We start from the raw sequence: 16,441 nt of genomic DNA, 5'->3' as shown, positions 1-16,441 counted from the left end.
CCATCGACAGAAGAGCGTCTCCACCATGAATCAGCAAGCGGTCCGTTCCGCGGCCATTGCCACATTTGCCGTGTTTGCCATCAACGGCTTTGTGTTTGCCAGCTGGGCGGCACGCATTCCTGCCGTGACCCGGATCCTTGACCTGACGGCCGGTGAGATGGGCATGCTGCTGCTGACCATTGCGGCAGGGTCGGTGGTTGCACTGCCCCTGGCGGGGGCGGTTGTGGCGCGGATTGGCACGGCGAGCACCGTGCGGACCGGCGGATTCACTGCCGCCTTTGGTGGGCTGATTGTGGCGTTCGCCCTGGCCCAGGGCTCCGTGACGTTCACGGCAGTGGGGCTGGTCTTCTTCGGTGTGGGGATTGGGCTCTGGGACGTTGCCCAAAACATTGAGGGCGCCGATGTGGAAAGGCATTTGGGCCGGACCGTGATGCCGCAGTTCCATGCCGGGTTTAGCGGCGGGGCGCTCATTGGTGCGCTTGTTGGTGCGGGGTTGTCAGCCATTAACGTGAGCATGTCCTTGCACCTGGCCGCCATTGTGGTCCTGGTCAGCACCGCGATGGTGCTCGTGCCGCGTTGGTTCCTGCCCGAAAGCAAGGCCGGCGCCAGCATGGTTGCCACAGGCGGCGGGCCCGCGGAAACAGCTCCCAAGGGCCGCAGCGCGTGGACGGAGAAACGCACGCTGCTGGTGGGCCTGGTGGTTTTGGGTGCCGCCCTGACCGAAGGTGCCGCGAACGACTGGATTGCCAAGGCCACGGTGGACGGGCTTGGCGCCACGGAAGCTGGCGGGGCCATCATGTTTGCCGTTTTTGTTGCTTCCATGACCTTGTTCCGGTTTTTCGGCGGCCGGTTCGTTGACAGCTACGGCCGGGTGCCTGTGCTGTACTTCAGCCTTGGCACAGCTCTGGCCGGCCTGGTGATCTTTGTGCTGGCGCCGAACATGCTGGTGGCGGGACTGGGTGCCGTGTTCTGGGGCGCCGGCGCCGCCATGGGCTTCCCCATGGGCATGTCGGCGGCTGCCGATGATCCGGCACGTGCTGCGGCAAGGGTCTCCGTGGTGTCAACCATTGGCTATGTGGCCTTTTTGGCCGGGCCGCCCCTGCTCGGGTTCCTGGGCGACCATGTCACCATTCGTTGGGCGTTGCTGGCCATTGGCATTGCCATTGTGGCCTCCATCCTCACGGTTCCGGCCGCACGGCCGCTCGCGGAGTCCGAGTTTGAGTCGGTCGAGCGCTAAGGCCTGAAAATATTCCCACCAAGGCATTTATCCTTCAGGGCCACCCACAGCAAAAGTGTGACACCCACCCCCAGCAGCGCCCCGGCGATGGTGTCCGATACCCAGTGGGCGCCAAGGTAGGTGCGGCTGTACATCATGGCCACACTCAAAATGGCCCCGCTGATCCACATCCACACCTTTCCCAGCACGACGGCGGTTGTCACCATGGCTGCCACCGTGCCACTGACATGCCCCGACGGGTATGAGCCGGAATCCACGTGCACCAGCTGGTCTTCCGGCCGTGGCCGGGCCACCAGGAACTTGATCAAGTGTGTCAGGCCTAAGGCGGTCAGATTGGCCACGGCAGTAAAGTATGCCAGGCGCCTGTGGCGGATCATGAGGACAAGAAACAGTACGGCGCAGTACATGACCATGCCGGCGTTGCCAACAACGTTCAAAACCAGGTTCGCGGCCGTGAGCCACGGCGTCCGCGAGTCCACCATGAGGTGGTACCAGCCGTCGTCGAGCCCCTGAAATGGCGGCTGGTTCCCGGTTGCGAAGACCACCACGGCGCCGGCCAGCACGATCGCCAGTGCTGGCAAGGACGCCCATAGCAGGCGGGTGTGGGGCCAGTCCACAGGCTGAAGGCCTGCAGCTGACTGTGTTTGAGTGAGCATCTGGCCATTCTATGGTGTTCATCTGTGGGCAAGCCCTGCCGCGGCATCATCCAAAGGGACGACCCTGAATGGACCCTGATTCATCCCTGAGATAGAGGAAAAATGGTTGGCGGGTGCGTACGGTAGTAAGTAGATTCCAAAAGAATGCAACAACTTTTCAGAGATCATCCAAAGGGGATGTCCACATGATTGAGGCAGTAAACCTGGCCAAGCACTACGGTGCCAAGACGGCCGTTGGCGGCGTCACCTTCACGGTCAAGCCCGGCATGGTCACAGGCTTCCTGGGCCCGAATGGTGCAGGCAAGTCCACCACCATGCGCATGATCGTAGGCTTGGACAAGCCGTCGGCCGGCAAGGTGACCGTCAATGGCAAACGCTACGCCGACCACCACGACCCCCTGCATCAGGTGGGCGCGCTGTTGGACGCCAAGGCAGTGCACACTTCCCGCAGCGCCTACAACCACCTGCTGGCCATGGCAGCCACGCACAACATCCCCACCAAGCGGGTCAACGAGGTCATCGATATGACCGGACTGGCAGCCGTCGCCAAGAAGAAGGCCGGCGGTTTCTCCCTCGGCATGGGGCAGCGGCTGGGCATTGCCTCGGCACTGCTGGGCGATCCTCAGACACTGATCCTGGATGAACCCGTGAACGGTCTGGACCCCGAAGGAGTGCTGTGGGTGCGCAATTTGGCCAAACATTTGGCTGCGCAGGGCAAAACAGTGTTCCTGTCCTCGCATTTGATGAGTGAAATGGCGCAAACGGCCGATCACTTGATTGTGATTGGTCGTGGCCAGATCATCGCGGACGCCCCCATCGCCGAGATTCTGGCTGGCACGCAGCAGGCCAAGGTTCGGGTGCGCACCGCGGAGGTCACCCGCCTGAGCCAGCTGCTGGGCGCCAACGGCGTCAAGGTTGAGTGCCACGAGAACGAGACCCTGGAGGTGTCCGGCCTGGATGCCCGCCAAGTTGCAACGATTGCCATGGACAACAGGGTGCTGGTGTATGAACTGACACCGCTCACCAACTCCCTGGAAGAGGCCTACTTCAATCTCACTAAGGACGCCGTTGAGTACCACTCGCAAGAATTTACTGACAACGCGCCCGTTCCGGCCGCTGTGAAGGGACGCTAACAATGAGCACTGCAACGATTCCGGCCTCCAGTCGTGCTGGCCGCAAGTCCCTCACCTTCAGCGGAGTGTTGCGCAGCGAGTGGATTAAGTTCCGTTCCCTGCGCTCCACCCAGATGCTGCTCGCCTTCACCTTTGTGGCAGTGGTTGGCGTGGGCGCCTTTGCCGCCTGGGTGCGCGGCACAGTCATTGACGCGATCATGCATAGCGGCCCGGCAGGCCCCGGCTCCGGCACAGGTGAATCGCAAATGACGCTTCAGCAGGCCATGGACGCCGCCAGTGCGCAGGGCTTCAGCATCTACGGCACACCGATTGCCGGGTTGCAGCTGGGCGTTCTTGTGCTCGGTGCACTGGCCGTGCTGTTGATCTCCTCCGAATTTGGTACGGGCATGATCCGCTCCACCTTGACCGCGGTGCCCAAACGCCTGCCGGCGTTCTTCGCCAAGGCCATAGTCCTGGTGGTGGTTTCCTACGTGCTGACCCTCGTGGCAGCCTTCGCCACGTTCCTGGTCTCCATCCCGATCCTGGGTTCCTTCGGCATTGACATGTCACTGAGCATGGACGGGGTGCTCTACAGCATCCTCATGGGCGGCGTATACGTTGCAGGTGTTTCCCTCATTGGCCTGTCTCTGGGAACGCTGATCCGGAGTTCCGCAGGAGGCATCATTGTCCTCGTGGGGCTGCTCTTCCTCCTGGAAATCGGCACTTCACTGCTGACCCTGGTTCCCGGTGACTTCTGGAAATACGTGGGCCAGTACGTGCCCAGCGTGGCCGGTGGACGCATGCTGGAAATCGGTGACAAGGCCGCCTTCATCAGCCCCCTGGCCGGCGGCATGATCTTCCTGGGCTGGATTGTCCTGGTCACCGTGCCGGCCTTGGTGTCCCTCAAGAACCGTGACGTCTAAGCAGGGCGCCGGACCCGTGCCAGGGTCCTAAGCTCACACTTATGCGTACAAAAAGCCAGGCGGGGGCCGCGGAACGAACGGCCCTGGCCCCCGCCGAATTACCTTCCGTTGAGCGGCGGGCCGACGAGTTTTCGGCCCGCCGCCGCGGCAAGCTGCGCACGTACTTTTACAACCATCCCCGCGTCATGGACGTGGTGGTGGTTTTTGCGTACCTGCTGGCCGGATCAGGTGTCTTCCTGAGCTCCCGGGCGGAGATGAATTTGACGGCCCACTTTGTCATCGTCGGGGCCTCGGCCACGGTGCTCATGTTCCGCCGCGACAAGCCCCTTGCGGTACTGGCCATCCTCTCCGTTTTTGAGTTGCTCAATATTGCCATGGTGCCCAATTCCGGCAGTATTGGCATCAGCATCTGGTTTGCCCTCTACGCCGTGGCGGTGGCCTACCGCCCCCCGCTGAGCTTCACGCTGGCCGTGGTGGCTGCGGTTCCCCTGAGCCTGTACACCCTCTTTATCTACCAACTCCCCAGCGAATACCTGGTGGCAGACGGTCCCACAGCCGATGAAACGAACATTATTTCCGCCATCATGATGCCGCTGGCCAATATTATTGCCACAGGAATTGGCGCTTCCGTGCGCAGCGGGCGCAAACATGAGGCGGAGCTGCGCCAGTGGGCCGTCCGCAACGCCCAACTGGCTTCGGTGGCAGAGCGAAACAGGATTGCCCGGGAAATGCATGACGTCGTGGCGCACTCGCTGACAGTCATGGTGGCCCTGTCCGACGGCGCCGCCGTGGTGGCCAGGCATGATCCGAGCAAGGCTGGGGAGGTGCTGAGTCAGCTGTCCCAGACGGGGCGCACTGCGCTGAACGACATGCGCCGGGTTTTGGGCGTCCTACGTGCCGACGGCGGTGCCAACCGTTCCCCGCAACCGGACCACACCACCATGGGTGCCCTGATTGAGGGCTTCCGGCAGGCTGGCCTGCCGCTGGCGCTGACCCATTCCGGGCCGCCACTGCCAGCGGACCCATCCCTGGAGCTGACGGTGTACAGGATTGTGCAGGAATCACTGACCAACGTGCTTCGCTATGGGACGGCTGTTTCCCGGGTTCAGGTGATGGTCGAGAACAACTTGGCCCAGGGAGAGCTCACCGTGCGAATAAGCGACGACGGGCACGGAACCATGAACGCCTCATTGGGCTCCGGCAGTGGCATTGTGGGAATGCGGGAGCGTGCTGGGATTTATGGTGGAACGGTCGACGCCGGACCGGCGCCCCAGGGTGGCTGGACGGTCCAGGCAATTTTGCGCCCTAACGTAGGTGCACCATGAGCGATGTTATGGGGGAGAACGCTGTGGATGAAGATGCAATAAAGGTTCTGCTGGTGGATGACCAGCCGTTGTTACGGATGGGTTTCCGGCTCATCCTTGAAGGGGAAACGGATCTGCTCGTTGTTGGTGAGGCCTCCAACGGCGTTGAGGCGCTTGCCGCCGTGGATCGCTTGACGCCGGATGTGGTCTTGATGGATGTCCGCATGCCGCTCATGGACGGCATTGAAGCGACGGGGAAGATCAGTGCTTCCCCGTCGGAGGCAAGGGTCATTATTTTGACCACCTTTGATGTGGACGAATACGCCTTTGCCGGACTGCAGGCCGGTGCCAGTGCCTTCCTGCTCAAGGACGTGGCCCCGGCGGAATTGGTGCAGGCTGTGCGGCTGGTGGCCAGCGGCGACGCAGTGGTGGCGCCGCGCGTCACCCAGCGGTTGTTGGAAAACTTTGTGCGCAGCCGTCCGCCCCGCCCGGCACACCAGTCCGATCCGCTCCTGGAGGATCTCACCCCGCGAGAGTTGGAGGTGGCCCAATGCATTTCCCAAGGACTCTCCAACGCCGAAATTGCGCACAAATTGTTCCTCTCCGAGGCCACCGTGAAGACTCATGTGCGCCGGATTCTGACTAAACTGCATCTGCGGGACCGGGTGCAGGTGGTGGTGTACGCCTACGAAACAGGCTTGGTCATCCCCAGCAACCCTGACTACTAGCGCAGGTGCCGCCGTCCTGGGGTTGCCCTTGCCTGCGGCCTCACAGTTCTAGTCTTGGTCTACGCCGTGGTGACGTTTCCGGCGGCCACTTCAACTCCGCACCGTCCGCGGCCCTTCGTGGTTGAATCTAGGTATGACTTTCGTTAAGCACATCGTGGACCTTCGTGACTTCATTGAGGCGTCGCCGTCGAGCTTTCATGCAGCTCACGAGGCGGGACGCCGGCTGGAGGCGGCAGGGTTCAGTCAACTCGCGGAGACGGCTCCGTGGCCCACGCACGGCAAATTCTTTGTGATCCGCGACGGCGCCATCATCGCCTGGGTGGTGCCGGAAAACGCCACCGCCACCACCGGGTTCAACATTCTGGGTGCGCACACGGATTCGCCGTCGTTCAAGCTCAAGCCCAAATCCACCACGGGCCGTTATGGGTGGCTGCAGGCAGGCGTTGAGGTTTACGGCGGGCCCCTGCTCAATTCATGGCTGGACAGGGAACTGCAATTCGCCGGACGTTTGGTGGACCGCGACGGCACCGAAACCCTGGTGGCCACCGGGCCCCTGCTGCGCTTCCCGCAACTGGCCATCCACCTTGACCGCAGCAGCAACGACGGACTCAAGCTGGACAAACAAGCGCACATGAACCCCATTTGGGGCCAGGGCAACCCGGCCGACGAGGATCTGCTGGGCTTGTTGGCGAGCCGGGCAGGGGTGGATGCCAACACGATTGGTGGCTACGACATTGTGGTGGCCGATACTCAGCCCGGTGCGATCTTTGGCGCCAACGATGAGTTCTTTGCCGCAGGCCGGATGGACAATCTGACGTCGGTGCACGCGGGCGTTGTGGCACTCATTGCCGCCGCTGGCGCTGCAGAAGCAGGGGAGGCCAAGGCCGCCGGGGCTGCACAGGCGGGGGGACGGCCCGTGATCCCCGTCCTGGCCGCTTTTGACCATGAAGAAATTGGTTCGGCTTCCCGCTCCGGTGCGTGCGGGCCCATCCTGGAGGATATCCTGACCCGGGTCTCGGATGGTTTGGGTGCAAGCGTGAGTGAACGGCGCCGCGCCTTTGCGAACTCCCTGTGCATCTCGGCCGACGCCGGCCACGCCGTCCACCCCAACTATGGCGAACGGCATGATCCGGCGAACCTACCCGTGCTCAACGGCGGCCCGCTGCTGAAAATCAATGCCAACCAGCGCTATGCCACAGATGCTGTGGGTGCCGCCATCTGGGCGAACCTCTGCGCCAGCGCCGGTGCGCCGTACCAGGAGTTTGTCTCCAATAACGGCGTTCCCTGCGGATCAACGATCGGCCCGTTGACGGCCACCCGTTTGGGCATCCGCACCCTCGATGTGGGGACTCCGCTGCTGTCCATGCATTCCGCCCGGGAGTTGTGCGGCATTGCCGATCCCTACTATCTGGCGCGGATCTCGGAGACCTTCTTCGGGGCCGCCATTTAGTGGCGGCTAGTTGGCCAGGCTGACCACCAGGTTGATGGTGGTGGCCAGAATGCCCGTGCCAAACACGAAGGCGAGCAAGCTATGCCGCAGCGCCGCCGAGCGCATGGTCCGGGTGGTGATGTTGGTGTCCGAAACTTGGTAGGTCATACCCACGCTGAAGGCCATGTACGCAATGTCCGTGTACTGGGGCGGCTCCTCCTGGTTGAAATTTATGCCGCCGGGCTCGCCGCTGTAGTAAATCTCGGCGTATCGCAGCGTAAACAGGGTGTGGACCATGAGCCAGGACAGGGCCGTGCAGCTGGTGGCCAACAGGGCTAGCAGCAACCGCCCCGGCCCCTCCACATCTTTGCTGCCCAGGATGACCAGCACGACGGCGGCCAGCGAGCCTATCGCCGACAGCAAGATTAACAGATCCGAGGTGCGCAGCCCCGGGTCCTCCTCCACAGCATGCGCTGCAGTGCGCTGGGCATCCATGGGAGCAATGGCGAGCCACACGGAGGCGTTGTAGATGAGTGCCGCCGCAGTCCACCCCACAGCCGGGGCGTAGATCCAAGCGCCCAACAAGCCCGTCAGAACTGTGGCCAGGGCACCACAGATGACCATACTGAGAATGCGAAGCTGCCGGTGCCGCCTGCGGCCGGAAGTCAGGTGGTCCATGCTGTGATCATGCCATGGTGTCTGGTCCCGGTGCCGCTGCCGCGCCCTTGGCTGACATGGAATGGGCAGGCGCCGCGTTGCACAATCCAATGAAAGCGCCCAGCTCAGCCATGCCGGAGGTCTTGGACGGCATGAAGTTGCTCAGTTCAGGGGAACGGATGATGACTGCCCGCCACTGCCCACGTGAGACCGCCACGTTGATGCGGTTCCGGTTCAGCAGAAACTCCATCCCGCGGGGAGCTCCCGTGGGATCGGCACACGCCATGGTCACCAATACCACTGGCGCCTCCTGGCCCTGGAACTTGTCCACGGTGCCAACTTTGACGCCCGTGAGTGCTGCCGCATCCAGCACTCCACGGACCAGGTGGACCTGTGCGTTGTAGGCTGCGACCACCAGGATGTCTTCCTGCACCAACGGGCGAGGTGTTTGGCCTTCCCCGGGTGTCCAGAGAAGCCCAAGATGGGCCTTCGCCTGAGCCGCCACCTCGGCAGCCTCCTCGGGGGAGGACTGTTTATTGTCCTTCCCGCTGTCCGGGGCTTGGGCCACGAAAACTGTCTCCACTCCGGGAGCTCGGCCCGTCAGGTGACGCTGGGATGCTGCGGGAGCTGCGGACAGCTTGCCGTCGTAGCTCAGTTTGGAAACGGCTGCGCACAGTTCGGGGTGCATGCGCCAGGAATCGGCCAAAAAATAGCCTTTGGTCGCGGGCAGCGTGGCGTGGCCGGCTGACAGCCAGCCCAGCGCCGATTCGTCCACGGGTGCCGGGTGCGATCCCTGGGTGACTTGGGGAAGCTGCTGCGGGTCTCCCAGCAGCAAGAGGCGTTGGGCGGACTGTGCCACGGCCAGCGTGTTGGCCAGCGAGTACTGCCCGGCCTCGTCAATCACCAACAGGTCCAAGGAGCCGGGCGGCACATTGGCGCCCGTCATGGTCCAGGCAGTCCCGCCAATCAGTGCGCCTTGGGTACTATTGAGCAGCTTGCCAAACTGCTTGTCATCGGTAATTTTCCACGGTACGTCGTGAGGTGCTGACAGCTTCTTGCCCACCCGCTCCGGGTCCACGCCGGCGGCTTCGATGGCTTTGCGGAGCAAATTCTCCACCACGGCGTGCGATTGCCCCACCACGCCAACTTTCCAACCCTCCTTGATGAGATTCGCGATGACGTGGGAACCCACGTGCGTCTTGCCGGTCCCGGGCGGGCCCTGGACAGCCAGGTACGAGTGGTCCAGATCCAGCACCGCCGCTGTGATGGCGCCGATGTAGTTATGCTGTTGCGTGCTGTGCCCGTCGCTATGGACGACGGCGGAGGGCAGGCTGCCGCCGCTGGCCAGCCGGGGCTTGGCCTTGCGCAGGATCTCGATGCCCGGATGCTTGGGCAGGTGCGGCACGTTGCTGCCCACGGTGTTGGCCAGCGTTGCAAGGGCCTCGCGGATGCTCGCGGTGGGAACAGGCTTGTTGGGTGTCAGGGCTATGGGTTTTTGATGGTAGGGCTGGACTTTTGTGGTGGACTTTTCGGTCACCAGCAAGGTGGTCAGCTCCGGCGTTGACGGCTCGGAAAGGTCCTCGAGCACGGTGATGCTGAAGTGCCCGTCCCTCCCGAGCTTGCTGCCTTCCGAGGCTTCCATGCCGTCGGGCAGCGGGGCATTGAACATGCCAAACCACGACGTGCCCGGGCGGAAGTCAGATCCTTCCGTGGCCGAACCCGAAAGTTTGAGCGTGCGCGTTTCAGTTCTGGCCCGAGGGGTTGCCTTCGCCCAGTCGTCGATCTCCTCGGCAGCCTGGACGATGAAGATGTTGCGTTCCTCCGACCAGCTATCCACTGCGCTGTCCAGACGGTCAAAGTGGCCCCACCAGAACTGCTTGTCCTCGCGGCGGTGGTAGCTGGCTGCCGCGGCCACCATGGCGATGGCGTTCTCGTCGTCCGTGAACGTGTGGCCTTTTTCCTGCGCCAAGTTTTCGATGAACGCCTGCAACTTGCGCTCATCGTCGGTGGGTTCGTAGCTGACCTTCTTCTCGTCGGGAAGGTTGAGCTTGCCGCTGCCCTCGGTCCAAGCTCCGATTTGAACGGCCGCCCCAATCTCAAACAGCCAATCGCGCAGGTGCAGGGTGGAGAGGCAGTCATATTCGTTGTAGTCGCTGATGGACGCCAGTATCTGCGCGGCCTTGGCGGTCAGGGCAGTGTCCCCGGCCAGTCCGGCGTCGCGCGCTGTGCAGTAGTCCGCGTAGGCAACCACGGAGGCCCCTGCATCCGTCACGTCGCCCTCCCGCCCGGCGGGCATATAGAACGGTTCGAGCTTCTTGATGGAGTACGAGGATTCGGAGATCCGCACTGACTGGCGCACAGTGTCCAGCAGGTCAACCAGAAGGCCCGTGCGCAGCCAATTGTCCACAATGTCCTCGGTGGCCCCGCCCGCGCCATGGCGCACCGAGAGGTTGCGCAGCGCCGACTTCTCGTACGGCGCGTAGTGGTAAACATGCATGTCCGGCCATATTTGCCTGCGGGCTTCCACATAGTCCAGAAAAGCTGTGAAAGCCTTTCGTTCCTGGTCGCGGGAATGTGCCCAGAAGGGTATGAATACCGGAGGGATCTCGGAGCCGGCCGGGGGCGCCTCGATGGAGCCAAAGAGATACTCGATGCCCCACTTTCCATCCGCGGGATCCTGCCAGAGCGGATCGCCCTCAAAGTCAAAGAAGATGTCCCCGTCGCTGGGAGCGGGCAACTTGCTGATGCTGCTCCGCAACACCTTGTAGCTGATGGGGTGGGCGGCTTCGTCTTTGCCAGCCATGGCAGTCCCGTCCACCACCTCCTGACCCAGCTGCATCCGGGCCTGGTCACGCAGCCGCACCAGCGGGCCGGACTCGGGTGCGGGCAGCTCTGCCAGCTTTTGGATAGTGGTGATGCCGGCGGCCATGAGCTTGCGTCGCTGGGAAGTGCTCATGCCGTTGACCAACAGCAGATCCTGGTGCTCCTGCACTTGCTGCGCGCAGTAGTCGCACCGCCCGCAATAGCTGATGCCCTCCTGGAGCCAGGCAACGGGTTCCGGCTGGGCCCGGTGCGCCGCCGTCACGGCCAGGAAATTGTCGCGGCGTTCGCGGAATACCGGCAGCAGGTCCGGCATGGGGTGCTCACTGTGGTCGCGATTGCCCAACACCAAGGTGGCCACGTCTGAGACGGGAATATCGTATTTCTGCAGCTGATCGCCATAGGCGGCCAGCTGCAGCAGTGCACTGACCTTGGCGTGCCGGGCCAGCTTGGTGTCGTGAACGGCGTAAGTGCCGTCGGGTTGCCGGACGAGGAAATCGGCAAACCCCACCAGCGAGCCGTCAAAGAACGTCGCCTGGAAGACCACATCGGCCCCGGTCCGCAGCGCGTCAAGGGTTTCCTCCCGTTTAGCTTCGAGTCCCGCCCAGCTGAGTGCGCCGCGGTCAACCACCTTCACGCCCTTGCCCGTGGCGGGGTCCCACACGCCGAATTCAGCCTTGTACTCGTCAAGGATTTTGTGCTCAAAGGCGTCGCCCAACTCGGCGGCACGCTCCAGCATGGCGTCCCTGGCGAAGCCGGGCTTAGCTGTCCTGCCCAGCTTTTCATCCAGGATCCGCAAGGATTTGTACTGGCATTCGCTGGCCGTCACCAGGTCCGACGCCGAGAAGATCAGCGGGGTGCCGCCCCCGGGAGAGTCAAGCAAAAACATGTCAGTACCTTCCGTGCCGTGTGAGTGCAGCACCTTGAATCTAGCAAGGGTCGCCCACATTCCTTCGCATGCCGTCCCCGCCATGGGGCAAGATGGAGGTGTTACCCACTTTGGAGGCATCATGAGCTCGTTCCGCTACGTAACATCCATCCCCTACCCGCGCGCCGACGTCTTCGCCTGGTTTACCCGGCCCGGCGCCCTGGTGCGGCTCACGCCGTCGTTCTTTGGGAGCATCCTGGCCGAACCATCCGACGGCATTAATCCAGGCTCGACGGCGGCTATGGGCGTGGGTGCCCCTGGCGGGGTGGGCATGTGGCTGGGCTCGGCCGCGGGCAGTGTGCGGGGCCTGTTGCCTGCCTCGCTGGCGGCGAAGAAGTGGACGCGTCCGGAGATCCGCTGGGACGCGCTGCATACGGAACTGGTGCCCGGAACAAGCTTTACCGACGTCATGGACAAGGGTCCTCTGGCCGCGTGGACGCACCGCCACACGTTCACCGACGGGGCCCAGGCCGGCACCACACTGATGGTTGATGAGGTCACCTATGAGCTGCCGGCCGTGGCGCGCGGGGAGTGGGCGTACAAGCGGATGGATGCGGAGCTGACGCGCATGTTTGCGTTCCGGGAACGGCAGCTGCTGGCGGACCTGTCCTTCCATTACGCCCATCCCGGAGAGCAGCTGACCATTGCCATCTCCGGTGCCTCTGGCCTGGTGGGGCGCCAATTGGGTGCACTGCTGACCGGCGGCGGGCACAGGGTGCTCACACTGGTGCGGCGGGCACCGCGGAACGAGGGCGAGATTTTTTGGGATCCGGAGACCGGGGCCATTGATTCCGCGGCCCTGGCCCAGTGCCAAGCGGTGATTCATTTGGCCGGGCACCCCATTGGTGGACGGTTTACCGATGCGAACAAGGAAGCCATTCACCAAAGCCGGATACGCGGCACCACGCTGCTGGCGCAGGCACTTGCTGAGCTGGCCTCTGACGGTGTGGAGCGGGCGCTGGTTTCCGGCTCGGCCGTGGGGTACTACGGTGCGGAGGGGCAGGCTCCGGGCGGTTCTTCCCGGGCACTGGTGGAAACTGACCCTGCCGGCAGCGATTTCCTGGCCACGGTGTGCAAGGACTGGGAGGCCGCCTGCGCGCCAGCTGCTGCGGCCGGGGTGCGGGTGGTCAACGTGCGCACGGGCATAGTGCTTTCGGCTGCCGGGGGCGTTTTGCAACGGCTCCTTCCGCTGTATCTGGCGGGTGCTGGCGGGCCGTTGGGGGACGAACAGTGGCAAAGCTGGGTTGGCATTGATGACATTGCCGGGATCTTTGCCCACGCGGCGCTGAACCCCACGCTGGAGGGGCCTGTCAACGGCGTGGCCCCGTACCCCGTCACGGCCAAGGAATTTGCCCACACCCTGGGCAAGGTGCTGCACAGGCCCGCAGCCCTGAAGGTGCCGGCGTTGGGCCCCAAACTGCTCTTGGGGGCCCAAGGCGCCGCCGAACTGGCGCTGGCGAGCCAACGGGTCTCGGCCGCAAGAATTCAGGCCAGCGGCTACCAGTTCAGGCATGCAAGCCTGGAACTGGCCTTACGGCACATCCTGGGGGAGTAGACGGCTGCGGACCGGACGCGAGTGCTGACGCCAGCCCCGAGATGCATGGTTACTCAGGCATTCCTGCGGCTACAGTCAGCATTCGCGTTCATTTGACGTCCGGAGCCGAACGCAAGGCGCGAACACCAAGGACCACCACGGGGATCAGCACGGCCAGGGCCATCATGTTGACCCAGAAGAAGCCGCCCAGAGCTAGGACGGGGCCGGCCAACGCAGCCATGCCAGCCGCGCCAAAGTTCATCATCATGTCATTGGCGCCCTGCAGTGGTACGCGCAACTCGGTGGGGGCCGACTGGGTGAGAAGCGATGAGCCGCCGATCAGGCTCGCGGACCAGCCCAGACCCAGCATGGTCAGGGCCACGGACATTAGCAAGGGGTCGCTGCTGTCCGAGACCACAGCGCCCAGGCTGATGGCGGCCAGAAAAATGCCGCAGCCAATGAACACCACGGGAAGTGCGCCCAGCTTGTCCACCAAGATGCCAAACACCGGGCTTGCCGCGTACATGCCCAGAATGTGCAAGCTGATGACAATGCCAATGATCTCCAAGGTGTGCCCATGGGCGTTCATGGCAACGGGTGTCATGACCATGACGCCCACCATGATCGAGTGCCCGCCAGTGACAGCTGCCAGGGCAAAAAGTGCCCGCGGATTGTGGGCAGCCAGGCGCAGCGCACGCCAAGCCCCATGGGTTTTGACGCGCTGGCGGGGCTCGGTGCTGGCGTCAGAAAACGCCGGGGGCGTCAAGAAGAAGACGGCTATGACCAGGGCTGCCGTGACAAAGGCAACGAGGGAAAAAACAAAGGGACCGGCCAACGGCACAAGACCCAGCTGGAGGCCCATGAGTCGGCCCGGTTCGGATAGATTTGGGCCTGCCACAGAACCCACCGTGGTGGCCCAAATGACAATGGCCATGGCGCGCCCGGCCTTCTCCGGGGCCGCGCCGTCCACTGCTGCATAGCGTGCCTGCAGGCCGGCAGCCGTGGCCGAACCAAAGAACATCATGCCGGCGGCCATGAGCCAGAACTGGCCAAGGGCCGCTGCCAGCAAAACCAGGGCGGCACCCACGGCGCCCAGGGCAAAGCCTGTGCTCAGGGCCCAGCGGCGCCCGGCACGGACCGCCAGGTTGGCCAGCGGCACTGCCACCAGCCCGGCGCCCAAGGCTGCCGCCGTTTGAACAAACCCCGACGCCGCCGTGGTGCCAGCCAATTGGCCCGCCAGGATGCCGCCCACGGCCACCCCTGAGGCAACCCCCACCCCTGACAGCAGCTGGCCAATGACCAGCACGCTTTGGTTGCGGCGCTGGAGGGAAATGGTGCTCATGGAGTGGATCCTTGCGTGGAAGCTGGAGGTCGACGCAACGCTGCGCCGTCGGGCTCGAGTGCGGCAGCCGCCGTCGTGCGGACAGCATGGCTGAGCATGTCTAGGGCGGCTGAATTGATCTTCCAGCGCTGCCAGTACAGCTTAATGCTGGAAACGTGGCCGGGAACAAGTTCAAGCAGTGCCCCGGAGTCCAGCCCCGCCCGGCAATGCGCTTCGGGCATGAGCCCCCAACCCAGCCCCAGCTCAACGGCCCTGGCAAATTGAATGGTGTCGGGGATGAAGTGCTGGGCGCCGCTGAGCGTGGTGCCGGTGATGGCGGCGAAGAAGTTGCTTTGCAGGGTGTCGCTGCGGTCGAACTGCACCGCAGGGGCCGCGGCGAGCAGTTCGGCGCAGAATCCCTGCGGAAACCAGTGGCGCATGAAATCAGCCGAGGCAACAGCGCGGTAGTTCATGGCGCCCAGCGGCACCACTGAGCAACCCTGGGCGGGCTCGGCAGATGCCGTGACCGCCGCCATGACCTCGCCGGAACGCAGCAGGTTCACGGAATGGTGCTCGTCCGCGCGCACTATTTCGAAGGTCATGTGCTCGGTGGGCGGCACCGCAGCCAAGGCATCCATGAACCAGGTGGCCAGGGAGTCTGCGTTGACCACCACGGCAATGGCGCTTTGATTGGCACCGGTCATCCCCAGTTCCGCAGCCGCATCCGCTTCCAGCTGCCGCAGTTGGCGGGCCAGCTTGTGCACCACGGCGCCGGCGGCTGTGGGAGTGACAGGGGTGGTGCGCTGCAGCAGGACCCGTCCGGCGGCTTGTTCCATGGCCTTGATGCGCTGGGAGATAGCGGAGGCGGTGACGTGCAGGTGCCCGGCGGCGGCGTCAAAGGTGCCCAAGTCCAGTACCGCCAGAAACGTGCGCAACTGTTCCGTCTGAAAAGCCAGCATTAGTTTTCCTTATGTAGCATCAAAATAATTAGCTGTACTGTCTGTCCCGAGCCTAGTAGTTTCAATGCTTATGATGCCACTTGAAATTTTCGCCACCGTTGCCACAGGACTCGGAGCCGGCTTGGCCCTGATCATCGCCATCGGCGCCCAGAATGCACTTGTGCTCAGGCAGGGCATTCGAGGTGAACATGTGGGGCTGGTGGTCCTGGTTTGCATGCTCAGCGACATAGTTCTGATTGCGGCCGGGATCTTCGGCATTGGCGCCGTGATCACTGCCGTGCCTGCTGTTGTTGTGGTGATCAGGCTAGCCGGGGCGGCATTCTTGATTGGCTACGCCGTTCTTGCCGCCAAGCGTGCCGTACATCCGGGCACGCTGCATGCCAGCACCCAAACGGGGACCATGAGCAGGAAGGCTGCACTGATCACCGTCCTGACCCTGACCTGGCTGAACCCCCACGTATATCTGGACACCGTTCTGCTGCTGGGCACGCTTGCCAACCAGCACGGGGAGCTGCGCTGGTGGTTCGGCGCCGGAGCGGCGCTGGGCAGCGTGGTGTGGTTCAGTGCCCTGGGCTTCGGTGCCAAACTGCTGCGCCCGGTGTTCGCCAAGCCCGGTGCGTGGCGCGTGCTGGATGGGATCATAGCCGCCGTCATGCTGTTCCTGGGCATCAAGATGGCATTGGGCGTCTAACCTGCGGCGCCGCAGGTGGAGGGGACCGGTTCATTGGTTCCCAAAAAATGGTGTTGCGGTGTAGTTCGCCTCAGACCCGCCCACTGGACCTTCCCGCGTCACTTGAAACAGCAGCTATTGCGGGTGTGCCGGCGGTGATTCA

General features: G+C 63.5%; 13 protein-coding genes. 8 read left to right on the top strand and 5 right to left on the bottom strand.

The features are described 5' to 3' along the window. Positions 1-25: 25 nt before the first annotated feature. Positions 26-1,237 carry an MFS transporter gene (locus CVS28_RS08185; RefSeq protein ID WP_103481201.1) on the top strand — a complete coding sequence of 404 codons (1,212 nt, stop codon included), beginning with the start codon at positions 26-28 and terminating at the stop codon, positions 1,235-1,237. Here the strand turns inward: CVS28_RS08185 and CVS28_RS08180 are convergent. Continuing rightward, positions 1,234-1,893, bottom strand: coding sequence for a phosphatase PAP2 family protein (locus tag CVS28_RS08180; RefSeq protein ID WP_103465158.1), 660 nt, complete (start codon positions 1,891-1,893; stop codon positions 1,234-1,236). The genes CVS28_RS08185 and CVS28_RS08180 overlap by 4 nt on opposite strands. Positions 1,894-2,078: 185 nt before the next feature. Here CVS28_RS08180 and CVS28_RS08175 point away from each other — a divergent pair, with 185 nt between their 5' ends. From CVS28_RS08175 to CVS28_RS08155, 5 genes are all read left to right on the top strand, one after another. After that, positions 2,079-3,026: an ABC transporter ATP-binding protein gene (locus CVS28_RS08175; protein ID WP_103465159.1), complete on the top strand. Its 948-nt coding sequence runs from the start codon at positions 2,079-2,081 to the stop codon at positions 3,024-3,026. Positions 3,027-3,028: 2 nt separating this feature from the next. Continuing rightward, positions 3,029-3,928: an ABC transporter permease gene (locus tag CVS28_RS08170; protein ID WP_103465160.1), complete on the top strand. Its 900-nt coding sequence runs from the start codon at positions 3,029-3,031 to the stop codon at positions 3,926-3,928. Positions 3,929-3,969: 41 nt separating this feature from the next. Further along, positions 3,970-5,253, top strand: coding sequence for a sensor histidine kinase (locus CVS28_RS08165; protein WP_243399771.1), 1,284 nt, complete (start codon positions 3,970-3,972; stop codon positions 5,251-5,253). Continuing rightward, positions 5,250-5,960 (top strand): response regulator, encoded by a 711-nt coding sequence (locus CVS28_RS08160; RefSeq protein ID WP_243399770.1) that lies wholly within the window; start codon positions 5,250-5,252, stop codon positions 5,958-5,960. Before CVS28_RS08165 ends, CVS28_RS08160 begins: the two co-directional genes overlap by 4 nt. Positions 5,961-6,093: 133 nt before the next feature. Continuing rightward, complete coding sequence (locus CVS28_RS08155; RefSeq protein ID WP_103481200.1) at positions 6,094-7,410, top strand: M18 family aminopeptidase; 1,317 nt, start codon at positions 6,094-6,096, stop codon at positions 7,408-7,410. A gap of 6 nt (positions 7,411-7,416) precedes the next feature. Here CVS28_RS08155 and CVS28_RS08150 read toward each other — a convergent pair whose 3' ends face one another. Together CVS28_RS08150 and CVS28_RS08145 are read right to left on the bottom strand one after the other, a co-directional pair. After that, positions 7,417-8,067, bottom strand: coding sequence for a DUF1345 domain-containing protein (locus CVS28_RS08150; RefSeq protein WP_165788103.1), 651 nt, complete (start codon positions 8,065-8,067; stop codon positions 7,417-7,419). A gap of 7 nt (positions 8,068-8,074) precedes the next feature. Further along, positions 8,075-11,755: a TM0106 family RecB-like putative nuclease gene (locus tag CVS28_RS08145; RefSeq protein WP_103481236.1), complete on the bottom strand. Its 3,681-nt coding sequence runs from the start codon at positions 11,753-11,755 to the stop codon at positions 8,075-8,077. 121 nt (positions 11,756-11,876) lie between these two features. On the opposite strand from CVS28_RS08145, the gene CVS28_RS08140 reads away from it, so the two are divergent. Next, positions 11,877-13,349 (top strand): TIGR01777 family oxidoreductase, encoded by a 1,473-nt coding sequence (locus CVS28_RS08140; protein WP_103481199.1) that lies wholly within the window; start codon positions 11,877-11,879, stop codon positions 13,347-13,349. An 88-nt stretch (positions 13,350-13,437) separates the two neighbouring features. Here CVS28_RS08140 and CVS28_RS08135 read toward each other — a convergent pair whose 3' ends face one another. After that, positions 13,438-14,670, bottom strand: a complete 1,233-nt coding sequence (locus CVS28_RS08135) for an MFS transporter (protein WP_103465163.1) — start codon at positions 14,668-14,670, stop codon at positions 13,438-13,440. Next, positions 14,667-15,608, bottom strand: coding sequence for a LysR family transcriptional regulator ArgP (locus tag CVS28_RS08130; protein WP_207797177.1), 942 nt, complete (start codon positions 15,606-15,608; stop codon positions 14,667-14,669). Before CVS28_RS08130 ends, CVS28_RS08135 begins: the two co-directional genes overlap by 4 nt. 70 nt (positions 15,609-15,678) lie before the next feature. Between CVS28_RS08130 and CVS28_RS08125 the strand changes: the two genes are divergently transcribed. Next, positions 15,679-16,299: a LysE/ArgO family amino acid transporter gene (locus CVS28_RS08125; RefSeq protein ID WP_207797178.1), complete on the top strand. Its 621-nt coding sequence runs from the start codon at positions 15,679-15,681 to the stop codon at positions 16,297-16,299. The last annotated feature ends 142 nt before the right edge of the window (positions 16,300-16,441 follow it).

It is taken from the genome of Arthrobacter glacialis (assembly GCF_002909415.1).
Lineage (GTDB): Bacteria > Actinomycetota > Actinomycetes > Actinomycetales > Micrococcaceae > Specibacter > Specibacter glacialis.
This window is presented reverse-complemented; position numbering and strand designations above follow the sequence as displayed.